Genomic DNA, 16,970 nt, shown 5'->3' with positions numbered 1-16,970 from the left:
TTATTTTTCTTAATATTATACACTCAAAATTAAAATCCATATTAAATTAATGAATTTCAAGCTTTAAAGATTATTCTTAACAACTTTCATAAATATTATGAACATTTTGTAACTTAAAACAATATAATTGTTTTTATTTTTTACAAAAAACAATACATTTGAAGCTTAATAACAATAAACCAATATAATAGTATGTCAATTTGGAAAACTAAACCTCTTTCGGTATTGCTCGGTGAAGCATCCGAATCTGAAAAAGGACTAAAAAGAACCTTATCTTCACGTTCGCTTGTTGCACTTGGAGTTGGAGCAATTATTGGAGCGGGACTATTTTCGCTAACAGGAATTGCTGCTGCTGACCATGCTGGTCCAGCCGTTACAATTTCATTTATTTTAGCCGCAGTAGGATGCGCATTTGCTGGACTTTGTTATGCTGAATTTGCTTCAATGATTCCAGTTGCCGGTAGTGCTTATACTTATTCGTATGCCACTATGGGTGAATTTATGGCTTGGATTATCGGTTGGGATTTAGTTTTAGAATACGCTTTAGGAGCCGCCACTGTCGGTGTAAGCTGGTCTCGATACTTACTTGAGTTACTTTCAAAGTATGGAATTCACCTACCTCCCGACCTAATTTGCTCTCCATGGGAAACATTAACATTAAGTGACGGAACGGTAATAGAAGGCGGTATTGTAAACTTACCGGCTATATTCATTGTCTCATTACTTTCTTTATTATTAATAAAAGGAACTAAAGAATCGGCTTCAATAAACAACTTTTTAGTTGTTGTAAAAGTTGCTGTCGTAATCATCTTCATAGTATTAGGATGGAAATTTATCGATGCCAACAATTATGTTCCTTATATTCCTGAAAACACAGGTGTTTTTGGAGAATTTGGATGGTCTGGAATTGCAGCTGGAGCTGGAACAGTATTTTTTGCCTTCATTGGTTTTGACGCAGTTTCTACAGCAGCACAAGAAGCAAAAAATCCGCAAAAAGGGATGCCAATCGGTATTTTAGGCTCATTGGTAATTTGTACAATTTTATATGTGTTGTTCTCTCACGTAATGACAGGGCTAGTACCTTATTATAAATTTGCAGGAGATGCAAAACCTGCCGCTACAGCTTTTGCCGTAACAGGTTATGACTTTTTACAAACAGGTTTAATTGTGGCAATTTTGGCTGGTTATACTTCAGTAATGCTAGTGATGCTTATGGGACAAAGCCGTGTTTTTTACACAATGAGCAAAGATGGTTTGCTTCCTCCTTTCTTCAGTGAAATCCACTCAAAATTCCGCACTCCATGGAAAACTAACCTTTTCTTTTTGGTATTCGTAAGTTTATTTGCGGGACTTGTTCCGGTAAGCGACTTAGGTCATATGGTAAGTATCGGAACTTTATTAGCTTTTGTTTTAGTTTGTATTGGCGTTATGGTTATGCGTAAAAAAATGCCTGATGCTCCAAGAGCATTTAAAACACCATGGGTTCCATTTGTACCGATTGCAGGAATTGTAATTTGTTTAGCTTTAATGTATTCTTTACCTAACGAAAGCTGGGCTAGGCTTATAGTTTGGATGGCTTTAGGTATAGCAATTTATTTTATATATGGTAAGAAAAACAGTAAATTAAATAATCCGGAAAAATAACTTTTCACAATACAATCAACAAAAAGGGATTTTAAAGCTTAACCACTTTAAAATCCCTTTTTTATGCTCTACAATTCTTTCTACAAATCAAAAACTGAAGTCCGCTTGGCTCTTACCAAATCTTTTAGTCTAATCCAGAAAGCCAATGTAAGATAAACTCCAAATCCCAAACCAGCGGTAACAAAAGAGATGTAAATAAAAAACAGTCTGACACTTGTCACACGCATTCCCAATTTATCGGCCAAACGAGAAGAAACATGGAAACCATATTTTTCTAAAAAGAATTTCAATCGTATTACTGCTCGCATTTTTTGAGTTATGAGTTATGGTTATGCGCAAAATTACAGAATCTTTTAATACTATCGGTTAATGCTCGAAAGGTTCTTACATACATTATAAAAGCTAAACTTCAGAGAAAACCTTTCTTCGATTAATTATTCTTCAGCAACTCCATTCCGATAGCGCAATCTAGACATTTATTCTTATTGCAGTATTCATTTTTTAGTTGCAGTAACGCCTGAGTTTCAAATGCATTTTTAGCTTTTAATCCAAATGAACCAAATTTATCTACAATTGAATTCTTTTCCGGCTCAACCTCATTTAGAACAGCAATTAAATCTTCAGAAATTTCCTTTCCTTGACTTTTGGCATATGCAAATTGAAGTGGAATAACTGTATTTAAAACAATCAAATCTATAAATGATTTGGACAAAGTTTTCTTTTTCTTTGGGCTTTCTTTGTCAAATTGATAATGGGCTTGCCAATACTCAGCAACCGAAACGCCAAAAACCTCATAAATAGCTTCAACAGAATTCAAGTCACTTATTTTCGAAAATAGATTTTGCTGTTTGTGATACAAATTGGCTAATTGTGAAAGCCGAATCGTAGGGAAATTATCTGGGCGATGTTTAAAAAACTGAACGGGTTCGACACAACTTTTCTCAATTTGGTATTTGTGGAGCAAATAAAAATACCTGAATTTTAAATCTTTGAAATACGCATCTTCTTTCTCTGCATCCAATAATCCTGCAGATCCAAACAATAATGCTTCCAGATTCTCCACTTCAAAACATTCTTTCCGAATCACCGAAAAAGGAATAGACTGAGCAATCTTGAGAAATATTTCACCATTCGTATTCAAACCAAAATTCTTTGCCAAAAGACAGAATAAAACTGATTCCCAGTCATTGTTGCTTGACTCCAACAAATCCAAAATAGGCCTAGCCTTTCTTTCCAAACGTTCAAAAAACAAACGTTCTTGCCAATTGATTAATGTGAATCGAGGAATCTCTTTCAGTTGCTTTTCGCAAAAAATCCAAGATTTTGGAGTCAGTAACTTTTGATAATTATTTAGAATATCTGTACTGACATAATTTTTGAGTTCTAGAACGGGAATTTCTGAATTATTACTTCTGTAAATTTCGGTATCGTGATTCCAAACGACATGCAAAATTACATTTTCATAACCCGCATCTTTTTCGTGATGATGAATATACCAATCGGATGATTTGACATGAATTTCGACATTTCCTGCCCACTTTTGATTTCCAATAGTAATTTGGGCATTAAAAAAATCAGGTCCAGCCAATTCTAAATACTGTCCCACATTGCCGATCGTGATTTCCTCTTGATTACAAGTTTTTAAATTTAAAGTATCAAACTTCTTGAATTTCCAAAGGTAGTGGAGGAAATCTTCTTTCATAATTCAGATTTGTTAGACTTCTTAGATTATTAGACTTTTAGACTAAAGTAATAAAAAAAGCAACAACTTAACTTACAAAATAAAAAAAGACAGATATTTCTACAAATTTGAAATATCAACAATAAAATAAGCTTATAAAATTCTGGATCTTTTTGAAAGGAATTATCTCAATAAATACAATTTAGCACAAGCTCGAGCATCCGATAAAGCTTCGTGATGATTCAACTGAATTTTCATGGCTCTACAACAATCACTTAAAGTTGTAGGCTTCAAACCTTTCGATTTATATATTTTCACGGTACATTCCCAACGAGAACCAATATTCAAATCCTCGTAATTCAAACCATAAAGCGCCATGGATTTAGACAAAACATTACGATCGAAGCTTTCATTATGTGCTACTACAACTCTGTTTTGAAGTCTTTTTTGAATATCGGGAAATACCTCCACAAACGTTTTGGCGTTTGCCGTGTCTCTTGGATATATTCCATGAACGCGTATCGTGAAGGGATTATATTCATTATTGGGAGGTTTAATTAAAGTTACAAACTCATCAACAATGACACCATTTTCGACGGTAACAATACCGACTGAACAAGGATGATAAGCTGTTGCTGTTTCAAAATCTATTGCGGTGAAAGTCATGGGAATTTTAGAATTTAGATTGCAGATTTTAGATTGCAGATTTCAATGATTTGTACAAAATCTGCAATCCAAAAAAATTATTTCATCGCCTTAATAATATCTGATTTTGTTATAATTTGATGGTTTCCGTTTCCAAGTTCTACCAAAACAGCATCATTATCTTTGGTGAAAAACTTGGAAACTTCTTCGATTGATGTACTTAATTTAACAACAGGAAATGGTTTTCCCATTACTTCTTTGATAGGCTTATCAATTACATTTTTGTCAACCATATAACTTCTAAACAGATCAGTTTCGTCAACAGAGCCAACAAATCCATTAATATCTACCACAGGAATTTGCGAAATATTATATTTACGCATACGATCAATTGCATGCGAAACCAATTCCTCGGTACGAACAACAATCAAAGGCTTATCAATATGATCTTTGATCACATCTTCGGCTTTGGTTACATCTTCTTCCAGAAACCCTCTTTCTCGCATCCAGTCGTCATTAAACATTTTGCCTACATAACGGCTTCCAGAATCATGAAACAATACGACAACCACGTCTTCTGGTTTGAAATGCTCTTTGAGTTGCAACAAGCCTTTTATGGCTGCACCGGCTGAATTTCCAACAAATATTCCTTCTTCGAGTGCAATTTTTCGGGTATAGACAGCAGCGTCTTTATCGGTTACTTTGGTGAATCCATCAATTAGGGAGAAATCAACATTCTTAGGCAAAATATCTTCTCCAATACCTTCAGTGATATAGGAATAAATTTCATTTTCGTCAAAAATACCTGTTTCGTGATATTTCTTAAACACCGAACCATAAGTATCAATTCCCCAGATTTTGATGTTCGGATTTTTCTCTTTCAAGTATTTTCCAACACCAGAAATAGTTCCTCCTGTACCTACACCAACCACAAAATGGGTAATCTTCCCTTCTGTTTGTTTCCAAATTTCTGGCCCAGTCTGCTCGTAATGTGCTAATGAATTCGATAAATTATCATATTGGTTCACATACCATGAATTTGGTGTTTCTTCGGCCAGTCGTTTTGAAACTGAATAATACGAACGCGGATCTGTCGGCTCTACATCTGTTGGACAAACCACCACTTTAGCGCCTACAGCACGAAGAATATCCATTTTTTCTTTGGACTGCTTGTCGGATATCACACAAATCAATTTGTAACCTTTGATAATGGCTACTAACGCCAATCCCATTCCTGTATTTCCAGAAGTTCCTTCAATAATAGTTCCTCCTGGTTTCAAACGTCCATCTGCTTCGGCATCTTCAATCATTTTTACGGCCATACGGTCTTTTACCGAATTACCTGGATTGAATGTCTCTACTTTTGCCAAAACCAAAGCGTCAACTTCTGCAGTGATTCTATTGAGTTTTACTAATGGAGTATTCCCAATAGTTCCTAATATATTTTCTGAGTATTCCATTTTGTCTTTTTTTGGTGTTATTTTTTTTTTAAATCATACTATTACGCATAATCTATATACAAAATCAAAATTAGTCAGTTTTTTAATTTTAAAATTAAATTTCAAATGACTAAGTTCCAAATTAATTGAAGAAGTTCCAAACTAATCCAAAACGAATTAAGAAATCGCGATACGGGTAATCGGGTGCCGAAAAATAATTGTTTTTTGAAAACAACGAATTGAAATGTTCTGCTTTCAAATAAATTCGAGTACGCTGAATTCTTGCATTTATAAAGAAATCAACAAGAGGATAATTTCCAATTTTTACTCTATCCTGAACAAAAAATTCCCCAATCAATGGATTATAACTATTACTATGATAACTGGTAAAATAATTCAGTTCCAATCCTGTTTGAAAAAACAGTCGCTTTTCAAATAGGGAGTTGGTATAATATAAAGTGTTTCTGGTCACAAATTCTGGCACATTCAAAATAGGATCAGATTGATCTACTTTTTGAAACAATAAGGTATTATCTAACGCCCATTTACCAAATACAAACTCTTTTGCTACCTTAAGCGACGCATAACTAATTGCTTTGCCATATTGCGCAGGAGCCACTATTTGAGTGCTGTCTTTTCGTTCGGCTGCTGTAGACACATCTGCAAAATACAAATGATCGTTTATCGAATTCAGCTGTAAAGATAATGATACCCATTTCGTATCTGCATTGACACTGATAGCGTTTATTTTTTCATTAACAAAATTGTTTGACCAATTGTATTTTTTATAACTGCTTTGGTACAAATTATAGTTGTTGTTTGGCAATTTATTCATGTTTTGATATCTAAATGAGATTTGATTCTCATCATTAATATCATAGACCGCCGATGCGTCAAGATTGGATAAATTTTGATCCGTTACTGATTTCGAATATAAAAACTTTCCATTCCATTTGTCTTTCCGATAATTGTATTGTCCGCCAACAGTGTTTATGTTTTGACTTAACAAATTAGGAACTGTTTCGTTATCCAAAAACAAAATATTATTATAGAAATAATTCGAATGCAAATCATCAACAAAAAAAGTAAAAGCTCCCAAAGTCATGTTTTCATAAACCAACCCTAGTTTGTTATACATTCTATTGTAGTCTGTTTTGTCATCAATCCCGTTAGTCACAAAAGAATCACCATAACGATTCACTATAGTCCCACCAACCGTTGAAGCTATTATTTCTTGCGAATATTTAAAATAAATATCCTCATAATTAAACTGTTCGGTAACATATAAATTATTGTCGCCTTTTTTAGGATTAATTCTAAAGGTTTGATCAACAAAAAAACGTTTTCCTTTAAGCAAAGACATCGCATCCTCAAAATAAACTCCCAATCGAGCTCTATTATCAAACGATGGATCACCACTTTCAAAATCACTTACATTACTAATTCCACCATTTTCCTCGTTCTGAATCTTTTGGGCTACATAATGTGCATTGGCAACATAACGCCCGTCTTTGGAGTTGTAGCTGGTGGTAAATCTAAAATTTCCTGTTCTGGCTTCTTGGTTAATGTATCTCCCCTCCGAACGCAACGCTTTATAGGCTATAGAAAAATTAAGTCTTGGAGACGTGTTTATAGCAAAATAGACATCTGTCGATTGCCCCCTTTGTATGGTTGTTTTAAAATACAATTCGGATACAGGAGTGGCCACATTAGCATATCTAATTTCTTCCCCCTTGCTATAATTAAACTGTTTTGCCGTAAATCCGAATTCAGGATAAGGCGAAAAACCATTAAGACCGTATTGAAGCGTATTATAGGTTTGCCCCACATTGGTAAAACGTAAAAGACCAAAAATATCTTTTCTTAAATAATTATAACTGTATCCCTTTCGAACAGACTGAGTGGTATCAATATAAGTCGTATCCTTATCCAATGAAATAATCTGGTACATATCAATGGTTGCCTCTGGCGCTTTTTTCTTCCTAATAGAGTCCGAAGCATTATACTTACTATTATAATCTATTTCTTTAGCACTGTTTACTTGAGAAAACAAGAGAATTGGGAAAGCTAAAAAAAATAAAGAAAAGAAAATTCTCATTTGAAAAGGTTATAATTAGGCAATTATTTCACTGATATGTCGAGCAAAGGTAAAGGATAAAAACATATAAATAAAAAAACACCTCAATTTATAGGACAAACAACTAAACATAATTTAGTTACAAACCACAACTTATCTGTTCCAAATAATCAGGGCGAGCCACCAGTAGAAAAAGGGGCTAACTCACAGTACCGTCGATTTGCCCCTTTTCCTACTGCTGTCGGGCTATACGCGCTACTTTGGTAGCTTGCTCCTATCCCTCTCGCAGCTCGTAGCGGCCTGAATGCAATCACCAAATCTTTTATTTTTTCGAAATCAATTTGCTTCTCAAAAAAGAAAATCAAGAAAAAATCACAATATTTGCCACACGAAAAGATTCAAATATGCTTCATAATAATTTCTCCTCTTTCCTGCTCGAAACTGGTACCGACGAAGCCGGACGGGGCTGTCTTGCCGGTCCAGTTACAGCCGCGGCCGTAATTCTGCCAATTGATTTCAAAAATAGCATCCTAAACGACAGTAAGCAACTAAGTGAAAAAGCCAGAGAGAAACTGAGACCAATTATCGAACAGGAATCCATTACATTTGCCGTAACCCATTTGCATCCAAAGGAAATTGATGAAATCAATATTCTAAATGCTTCGATGAAAGGAATGCAGGAATGTGTTTTGAAATTAACACAAACTCCCGAATTTATTATTGTTGATGGTAATAGAGCATTGAATGCCAAATTGGGTTTAAAAAATACTTTTGGAAAAAAATTTACTAAAGCCGAAATAGAATTATTGAAGTCAATTCCGAATCAAAGTATTATAAAAGGCGATTCAAAATACCTGAGTATTGCCGCTGCTTCTATTTTAGCAAAAACCTATCGTGATGAATATATGGATAAAATTCACGAAGAATTCCCAATGTACAATTGGAAAAAAAACAAAGGCTATCCCACTCAAGAACACCGCGACGCCATCCGAAAATATGGCACCACAAAATACCACAGAATGAGTTTTAGATTATTGCCTGAGCAATTGAAATTGGATATTTAGATTGTTGGACTTCTAGATTGCTAGATTTTTCGAACTATCGAGTAATGGAACATTCAAATAAATTCGTGAAATGTTTTAAGATTTTTTCTTTAACTTCTTGCTCATCTACTTTCTCCACACCAAGTTCCACTTGAAGTGAAGTCACCGCTTTACCTCGAATTCCACACGGAATGATGTTGTCAAAATAACCCAAGTCGGCATTGACATTTAGGGCAAAACCATGCATGGTCACCCAGCGCGAAGCACGAACTCCCAAAGCACAAATTTTACGAGCGAATGGTGTCCCCGCTCCAAGCCAAACTCCTGTTTCTCCGTCGCTTCGGCCACATTCCAAGCCGTATTCCTGCAAAGTCAGAATAATAGCTTCCTCCAAAAAACGCAAATATTTATGAATATCCGAAAAGAAATTCTCCAAGTCGAGAATTGGATAACCCACAATTTGCCCAGGCCCATGATAGGTAATATCACCTCCACGATTGATTTTGTAGAAAGTAGCACCTTTGGCTTCCAACTGTTTTTCAGATAAAAGTAAATTGCTCAAATCGCCGCTTTTGCCTAAAGTATAAACGTGAGGATGTTCAACAAACAAAAAATAATTGGGAGTTTCAACAGTGGTTTCTTCTCTCCTATTTTGGATCTTCAAATCGACAATTCCCTTGAACAGTTCTTCCTGGTATTCCCAAGTTTCCTTATAATCCTTATTCCCTAAATCCTGAAGCTGAATGGTTTTGTTCATTTTTTCTTTGAGATGCTAAGAATCTTAGACATTAAGAATCTAAGATTTATTTTTGCAAAGGTACAAATGTTTATTTCAACCAAAAGTGTTTTGAAAGCCTGTTATTAATCGACTGCTTCAGGCTCTAAAACCACTTCAAGATTTGTGCTTACCGGATTTTGTAGATAATCAGTTAATAGAAATTGCAGAGATAGCGATTTACGGTCATCGCTTATTTTTGCAAGAGCATTGGAAACCGACTGAATCTTGCGAGGAAAATGATAATTCAGAGTATAATTTTGAACCAGTTTATATCCTTTGTATTTTGCTTTTAATTCTTCAATTTTATCAAATTCCTTTTTTTGTTCCAGTGTATCGATAATCGTTACAGTTCTGTTGAAACGATTGTTAGTATAACTGTAACTTACTTTGTAATAGTGCTCTTCTGCGCTTAAGGCATAATTATTTATAATGTCGTCCAAGTAATGATCGGTTTTTGAAAGATCAACAATATCGGATGCTTTTTGAAAGTTCTGGGTATAACTTTTTCGGAATTCCTTATCATAGGAACTTGCCTTTCTATGAATTTTCACATCGGAATATCTCAAAAATACGTTTTGATCAGCAACAGCTGTTCTGGAAAATGTTTCTTCATGTTTCTTGATATAATCGCCAAAAATGTAAGTCGTGTCTCTGAATATATCTTCCTTTGAATAGTTTTCCTTAGCAATCTGCATATAGCTGTGTTCATCTCTTAAATGCTCAACCTTAATGATTCCGCTTCCATTGGAGTTGAAATTAATGGTTTCGGTGACTTGACAGCTTACGGTAAGGAGAATTGAGAGTAGGAAGAAATATTTTTTCATTTTTTTTTTAAAGTTGCTAAGATACTGAAGACACTAAGTTTCTGAGTTTTTACAAAGCGAAGTTAATTAGTTTTCTTACAGATGTTATTGTTGTTTTTAAATAATTAACAGTTTTACATCAAAATGTAGCTTTGGCAAAGATCTTATGAAAAACTAAACTTGTGGCTTAGCCCCGATAGCAGTGAAAATCCTTTTTATTTTTTCTTTAAAAATAAAAAGATTGAAACGAATAGCGGGAGAAATGGTCTTGAAAACACGCGAATTTTCTGCTCCAAAAAATCTGAAATCTGCTTTCTAAAATCTGCAATCTATTTGTTATCTTTGCGGACTTAAAAAACAGTATATAATGGCCTTATCAGAACAAGAAATCATCCGAAGAGAAAAACTTCAATCTTTACGTAATTTAGGAATCAATCCTTATCCTGCTAATCTTTTTCCTGTAAATCACACTTCGAAGCAAATAAAGGAGTCTTTTGAAGAAGGTAAAAAAGTGATTGTTGCCGGGCGTTTGATGAGTGTGAGAGATCAAGGAAAGGCTTGTTTTGCTGAGTTGCAGGATAGCGAAGGGCGTATTCAATTGTACGTGAACCGCGATGTTTTGTGTGAAGGCGATGATAAAACATTGTACAATCAAGTATTCAAAAAATTGACTGATTTGGGCGATTTTATTGGTATTGAAGGTGAATTGTTTACGACACAAGTTGGTGCAAAATGTATTCGTGTGAGCGGTTTTACTTTCTTGAGTAAAACACTTCGTCCATTACCATTGCCTAAAGTGGATGAAGACGGAAAAGTTCACGACGCTTTTAACGATGCCGAATTGCGTTACAGAATGCGTTATGTAGATTTGACGGTGAACCAAAACGTGAAAGAAACGTTTATCAAGCGTACCAAATTGTTTAATGCAATGCGCGGTTTCTTTAACGAAGCTGGATATCTTGAAGTAGAAACTCCGGTTTTACAATCGATTCCTGGTGGTGCTGCGGCTCGTCCGTTTATCACGCATCATAATTCGCTTGACATTCCGTTGTACATGCGTATTGCGAATGAATTGTATTTAAAAAGATTAATCGTTGGTGGTTTTGACGGTGTGTATGAGTTTTCGAAAAACTTCCGTAACGAAGGAATGGACAGAACGCACAACCCGGAATTTACCGCAATGGAAATATATGTAGCCTACAAAGACTACAACTGGATGATGGATTTTACCGAAAACTTGCTGGAACATTGTGCTATTGGCGTTAATGGAACAAGCGAGGCTACTTTTGGTGAGCATAAAATTAGCTTTAAAGCGCCTTATGCTCGTGTTACAATGACAGATTCTATCAAACATTTTACTGGTTTTGATATTTCTGGAAAATCGGAAGCAGAACTTTTTGAGGCTGCACGCGGAATGGGAATTGACGTAGATAACACAATGGGTAAAGGAAAATTGATTGATGAGATTTTTGGAGCGAAATGCGAAGGAAATTATATTCAGCCAACTTTCATTACTGATTATCCTAAAGAAATGTCTCCGCTTTGTAAAGAGCACCGTGACAATCCAGAATTGACTGAACGTTTTGAATTGATGGTTTGCGGTAAAGAAGTTGCGAATGCTTACTCTGAATTGAATGACCCAATTGACCAAAGAGCCCGTTTTGAAGACCAAATGCGTTTGGCTGAAAAAGGTGATGACGAAGCGAATGGAACTATTGACGAGGATTTCTTGAGAGCATTAGAATACGGTATGCCTCCGACTTCTGGTTTAGGAATTGGAATGGATCGTTTGATGATGTTCTTGACAAATAATGCTTCGATTCAAGAGGTCTTGTTTTTCCCGCAAATGCGTCCTGAGAAAAAACAGACCGTTGAATTATCAGACGAAGAGAAATTTATCGTTGATTTATTGAAAGGAAATGAAAACAAAATGGATCTTCAGCAACTAAAAATTACTGCGAATTTAAGCGGTAAAAAATGGGATGCATCTATGAAAAATTTATCTAAACACGGGTTGACAAAAGTTGCCGTTGAAGGGGAATATAAATTTGTGGAATTGGTGGAGTAATTTCTATTCTATCTAATATTTTAAAGGAGTTTCAATTTGGAGCTCCTTTTTTTATGTTCAAAATTTTTTAATAAAAGCAAATAATCATTTTTCGTTTCCTAACTTTGTTATTCAAAATCATACTATTTATGAGTAGTTTAGAATTAAAACTAGAAATATTTGACAAACTAAAATCTGTAGAAGATGAGAGTTTGTTAAAAAAAATAATGGCTCTACTAAAGACAGTCGATGAAGATAAAATCTACCATTTAAGTAAATATGAATTAGATATGGTAAAAGAAGGAGAAGAAGATATAAAAGCAGGCAGAGTCATTTCGCAAGAACAATTAGACAAAGAAGATTTAGAATGGTTGTCAAAACAGTAATTTGGACCGACACAGCCGTTCGTGAAAGAAGAAAAATATTAACCTATTGGACGAAACGAAATAAATCTTCTACTTATTCTGAAAAACTGATTTTTGAAATATTTACAAGAGTACAATTTCTACTTAGAAATCCTGAAAGTTTTGTCAGCACCAATTATAAAGACATTAGAACATCAACTTTAGGTCATTATAACATTTATTACAAAACAACCGAGAACGAACTAATTGTTATTGCTTTTTGGGACAATCGACAAAACCCAAATAAGCTTACTAAAATTCTGAAAAAACCATAAAAAAAGGAGCTTCAAAATTGAAACTCCTTTTCTATTTTCAGCCTAAAGCTAATTTATTATTTCAATTTACCTTGATTTCTATCATCAATGTAATTTCCTGTAATCGTAACACCGCTATTTTTAGTTACAGTTCCAGTAATTATCATATGCCCACCTGCTCCTAAAAATTGAAGTTTGGCACCACTATTCAAAATTACATTTCCATACACCATTAAATCACCTTCTATATTAAGAGTTCCATTAACAATTAAGGTAGATGAATTTTTGGTAGTACCAACATATAGACCTCCTTTTATAGAAAAAACACCATTACTGTTTACTGTTACCCCTTGCGCTGCAGCAAGAACTCCGCACCAATTAAGATTTTGGTTAACATTCACAGTATAGAGTGACTGATCACCTTTATAATTAAATGTTTCACCTGAATTTACGTTCAAGTAAGCAGAACCTGGAAAAGCAATAAAACCATCACAAGCAAGTGATGGAGAACCGCTGCTAATTTTTCTGATAATTTTTAATCCTCCATTTCCAGAAGCTACAAAAATATAATCTCCAACACTCTTCACATAGTTTGCAGAACCTCCCAATTGAATTGACCCTAAAAAAGACAAACTGCTGTTTACATTTTTATATACCGAAACTCCCGCAGCTCCATTGGCAACATATACAAAATCACCATTAACAGATACAGCATTAGTAACTACATCACCAGCATCAACATTTGCTAAATTAGTTGGTAATGGCAAACTCTGAAGTAAACTCCCTGAGTCTAGATTGTATACTTTCAGCCCTTGATATCCTTCAGAAACCAATAGATTATTTCCTTGAAAATCAATTGTTCTTTTTGCACTTGAAACATCGTTTGAAGTCGAAAAAGAAGAAATCGAACTTAAATTATCAGCATTAAAAACCTTTACTCCTTCTCTACCACTTAAAACTACAATTTTATTATCTATACGTCCAATTGCTCGCAAATCTAAAACACCAATCGTAGCTTCGACAGTATTAGTAGCTTTATCAATTTTTGCTACAACACCATTATCTCCAGAAACACCATAATATTTAGAATCAGCAACTGTAAGTCCAGTAGCAACATTACCGCGTAAAGAAACGGAAGTATAATCAGTAGTTAACTTTCCTGCTTGAAGTGGCATTTTACCAACAAATGAAGGGGTAGTTATATTTGCATTTTTATCAACATCCATAGCCCCTGCTAAGTAAAGATTTCCATTATCGTAAACAACAGTACTAATATCGACATTTGGCAAAATCGCTTGTATAATAAGCTGTGGATTATTGGGTTGAGAAACATCTATTACATCTATTCCACCTATGTAAGTTTCACCTTGAGTGTTATAAGAAACATACACATAATTGTCCTTAACATCAACGTGAGTCGCTTTCAAAGTCAAACCGTTATATGTAGGAGGATTAAATTCCGCCAATAATGCCATTGGAAATTCAGAAGAAGTTTCATTTGCTGATTTACCAGTAGTTTTACCAGTAACCAAACCGATAATACCTAGATTATCGTTATTCATTCTGCCAGACAAATTTTGTGAATTTGTGTTTAAAATAACTTTTGCATTTTGATCTACATTAACGCTATCACCATCATTTTGACAACTCTGAAAAACCAAAAAAGAACAGGCAAGTAGCCCAAAAATACTTTTTTTCATAATTAAACTATAATAAATTATTATTATTTTTGGGAGGGAGTGCAAATTTAAGACTACTTTAAATTGACATTAACACTAAAGGCATTTGCTTAACAATACATCAAAAAATAACTGCTTTAAACCAAACCAATGTATCGTATTAGCAAAAAATAAGTTTAAACCAAAACACATCTTCCCACTCAAAAAAATCAAATTAAAACAAATATTTTTTTGTTTCATTTCTTTGCTTATCGAAAACCATGCCATTATGAGCAGTTTAGAATTAAAACTAGACCTTTTTGACAAACTAAAATCTGTCGATGATGCTGAAATTATGAATTTACTTTAACCATTAGATCCAAATAAAATTGAAGACGACATAAAGTTTAAAAGTGATATTTACCAAAAACAACTTGACAATGAAGATTCAGAATGGATAGCAGAACTATAAAGTGTAACAATTATAAAAAACAAAAAAAGGAGCTTTTATCAAGCTCCTTTTCATACAAGAAATTAACACCTTTATTTAAAAGAAAAAATCTGAGGGTTGACATTAATCATGACCCAAGCCCAATTGTTGGTGTGATCAACATCACCACCTTTCAGTCTTTGCATAGTATCTGTTGCAAACATTTGGGAATAACCTCCAGTTATGTTTACAAATTTATGTACTGAATAGCCAAACGTAAAATCGACTTCCGTACCAAGATAGTTACTCATTTCATTTCCACTAGCGTCCAAAACTGTATTTGCTGCATTAAAAACATGTGGCAATAATGCAAACTGCCATTTATTAACTGCGTATCCAAATTTCAAAAAAGCATCTTGCAACCCTACCGAATTTTTATGATTCCCTACATAGAAATAATCCATATATCCATTCAATCCATGGTTAGTCCCAAAAATAGGATTAAACGATTTTATATCGGTATTTGCATTCGCTTGGCTTTTTCCTGATAAAAATTCATATCCAAGACCTGCTTTGAATTTATCTGTCAACGCATAATTAAAATTAAGTGCAGCGTCAAAAGCACTCACGGTATAAGTTGTACTTTTACCCGTCTGTCCATAGAACCATAGATTTCCATCCCAAGATTTTCCTTTGGTATTCATATAGGTTCCAAAAGTCTGCATATAATCTACTTTTAATTCAGGTGTTGGTGTTGGAATTGGAGCGACTAGTTTATTTTCGTAACCTGTGTTTAAAAACAGTAAACTCATATTTAATTTACCCAACTCAGTATGATACCAAGCATATTGCATCGCTTTGTAAGTAGCAACTGTATACGGTGTTGCAATGTCTGTTTCTCCATTGGCATTATAGGCAACTGCTAGATCTAATTGGCTTTTTTTAGTTTTATAGGTTACCAAAGCTGCATCGTGACTCTGTCCTTGTTGAGCCCAATCAACTTCACCAAGGATGCGTTGATTATCATAAGAAATCACTTGACGACCTAAACGGGTACTCCATTTCTCGTTGAAATTATATTGTGCCCAGGCCTCGAATATCTGAATGCCATTTACATCTGACTTTGTATTGGGAGCAACATCTCCCCAAACACGGACATTTTGAAAAGTCAATTTAGTGACAAACTTATCTTGCTTGAAATTCAGGTTCAAACGCGTTCTTCCAGATATAAACTGACCTGGAGTTTCTCCGTAAGGAATTGGTGCTTTATAACCATTTCTAAACTCATAACGTGGCCTGATTTGCAAATTGGCATCAAATTCTTGGGCAAAAGTATTCATACTGGTCATTAACACAACTGCCAGTGCCATTATTTTAAATAGCTTCATTTAGTGAAATTTTAGTTTAGTTTAACCGCTTCTTCAGTTATTTTCTTGATTGTTGCGTCTGAGTTTACACCTAATCCTTCCTGCTGATAAGCCAATTCACCTTCGGCATTAAAAACGCTTATGATATTCGAATGAGAAAAATCCAGAGGGGATATTTTTTTATAATTGACAGCCAAAACTGCCGCAAACTCTCTGGTGTTTTCTTCGGTTGAACGCAAAAACAGCCATTGGTCTCCTTCCATTTTGTTCTCAATAGAAAAGGATTTCAATCGTTTTGGGGTATCTATCTTCGGATCAATACTTACTAATACTAATTGTACATTTTCCTTAATACTCTCTGGTAAACGAGATTCAATATTGCGCATATCGGCCACCAAACGCGGGCAAGCTGCTTTGCAGGAAGTATAAATCATAACCATTACCAGCACTTTTCCTCTCAAATCTTTCATTTCAATATTCTGCCCATCTTGATTGGTCCATTTGGAAGGCAAATTGTAAATAGACAAATCCGAAATAGGTTTGTCCTTAGCAACAACTTCTTTTTTATTACAGCTTTCAATAGTGAAAAATGCTGCAAAAATGAACAAAACAAATAAAATGGATTTTCCTTTTTTAAGGATTCCACTCATTTTTTGGTTTAAATTTAATTTCATTTTGGTTCAATTTATAAGGATTCCGA

At 34.4% G+C, this 16,970-nt stretch carries 15 protein-coding genes; 5 read left to right on the top strand and 10 right to left on the bottom strand.

From position 1 onward, the window contains the following. Nucleotides 1–192 precede the first annotated feature (192 nt). Complete coding sequence (locus B0E44_RS03480) at nt 193–1,644, top strand: amino acid permease (protein WP_077370816.1); 1,452 nt, start codon at nt 193–195, stop codon at nt 1,642–1,644. Between the two features lie 80 nt (nt 1,645–1,724). Here B0E44_RS03480 and B0E44_RS03475 read toward each other — a convergent pair whose 3' ends face one another. The 5 genes from B0E44_RS03475 to B0E44_RS03455 form a co-directional block, all read right to left on the bottom strand. Continuing rightward, nucleotides 1,725–1,952, bottom strand: a complete 228-nt coding sequence (locus tag B0E44_RS03475; RefSeq protein ID WP_077370815.1) for a PspC family transcriptional regulator — start codon at nt 1,950–1,952, stop codon at nt 1,725–1,727. Between the two features lie 122 nt (nt 1,953–2,074). Continuing rightward, nucleotides 2,075–3,346: a DUF2851 family protein gene (locus B0E44_RS03470; protein ID WP_077370814.1), complete on the bottom strand. Its 1,272-nt coding sequence runs from the start codon at nt 3,344–3,346 to the stop codon at nt 2,075–2,077. A gap of 162 nt (nt 3,347–3,508) precedes the next feature. Next, nucleotides 3,509–3,991 carry a 3'-5' exonuclease gene (locus B0E44_RS03465; RefSeq protein WP_077370813.1) on the bottom strand — a complete coding sequence of 161 codons (483 nt, stop codon included), beginning with the start codon at nt 3,989–3,991 and terminating at the stop codon, nt 3,509–3,511. Nucleotides 3,992–4,068: 77 nt separating this feature from the next. Continuing rightward, nucleotides 4,069–5,430: a pyridoxal-phosphate dependent enzyme gene (locus B0E44_RS03460; protein ID WP_077370812.1), complete on the bottom strand. Its 1,362-nt coding sequence runs from the start codon at nt 5,428–5,430 to the stop codon at nt 4,069–4,071. A 121-nt stretch (nt 5,431–5,551) separates the two neighbouring features. Further along, the gene (locus B0E44_RS03455) at nt 5,552–7,507 is read right to left on the bottom strand and encodes a putative porin (protein ID WP_077370811.1); all 1,956 of its coding nucleotides are present in this window, start codon (nt 7,505–7,507) and stop codon (nt 5,552–5,554) included. 383 nt (nt 7,508–7,890) lie between these two features. Between B0E44_RS03455 and B0E44_RS03445 the strand changes: the two genes are divergently transcribed. Beyond that, entirely contained in the window at nt 7,891–8,550 is a 660-nt protein-coding gene (locus B0E44_RS03445) for a ribonuclease HII (protein WP_077370821.1), read from the top strand. A gap of 34 nt (nt 8,551–8,584) precedes the next feature. Here B0E44_RS03445 and lipB read toward each other — a convergent pair whose 3' ends face one another. Next, complete coding sequence (gene lipB, locus B0E44_RS03440; RefSeq protein WP_077370809.1) at nt 8,585–9,286, bottom strand: lipoyl(octanoyl) transferase LipB; 702 nt, start codon at nt 9,284–9,286, stop codon at nt 8,585–8,587. A gap of 104 nt (nt 9,287–9,390) precedes the next feature. Next, complete coding sequence (locus tag B0E44_RS03435; protein ID WP_077370808.1) at nt 9,391–10,131, bottom strand: hypothetical protein; 741 nt, start codon at nt 10,129–10,131, stop codon at nt 9,391–9,393. 346 nt (nt 10,132–10,477) lie between these two features. Here B0E44_RS03435 and lysS point away from each other — a divergent pair, with 346 nt between their 5' ends. From lysS to B0E44_RS03420, 3 genes are all read left to right on the top strand, one after another. Next, nucleotides 10,478–12,178 (top strand): lysine--tRNA ligase, encoded by a 1,701-nt coding sequence (gene lysS / locus B0E44_RS03430; RefSeq protein WP_077370807.1) that lies wholly within the window; start codon nt 10,478–10,480, stop codon nt 12,176–12,178. Nucleotides 12,179–12,306: 128 nt separating this feature from the next. Then, a complete protein-coding gene (locus B0E44_RS03425; protein ID WP_077370806.1) occupies nt 12,307–12,543 on the top strand; it encodes a hypothetical protein in 237 nt (78 codons plus the stop codon). Beyond that, nucleotides 12,525–12,836 (top strand): type II toxin-antitoxin system RelE/ParE family toxin, encoded by a 312-nt coding sequence (locus B0E44_RS03420; protein ID WP_077370805.1) that lies wholly within the window; start codon nt 12,525–12,527, stop codon nt 12,834–12,836. Before B0E44_RS03425 ends, B0E44_RS03420 begins: the two co-directional genes overlap by 19 nt. A gap of 56 nt (nt 12,837–12,892) precedes the next feature. Here B0E44_RS03420 and B0E44_RS03415 read toward each other — a convergent pair whose 3' ends face one another. The 3 genes from B0E44_RS03415 to B0E44_RS03405 form a co-directional block, all read right to left on the bottom strand. After that, entirely contained in the window at nt 12,893–14,515 is a 1,623-nt protein-coding gene (locus tag B0E44_RS03415) for a hypothetical protein (protein ID WP_077370804.1), read from the bottom strand. A gap of 501 nt (nt 14,516–15,016) precedes the next feature. Then, complete coding sequence (locus B0E44_RS03410) at nt 15,017–16,291, bottom strand: alginate export family protein (protein ID WP_077370803.1); 1,275 nt, start codon at nt 16,289–16,291, stop codon at nt 15,017–15,019. An 11-nt stretch (nt 16,292–16,302) separates the two neighbouring features. Beyond that, complete coding sequence (locus B0E44_RS03405; RefSeq protein WP_254423236.1) at nt 16,303–16,944, bottom strand: SCO family protein; 642 nt, start codon at nt 16,942–16,944, stop codon at nt 16,303–16,305. Nucleotides 16,945–16,970: the final 26 nt, after the last annotated feature.

This window comes from Flavobacterium sp. A45 (assembly GCF_002001005.1).
Taxonomy (GTDB): domain Bacteria; phylum Bacteroidota; class Bacteroidia; order Flavobacteriales; family Flavobacteriaceae; genus Flavobacterium.
This window is presented reverse-complemented; position numbering and strand designations above follow the sequence as displayed.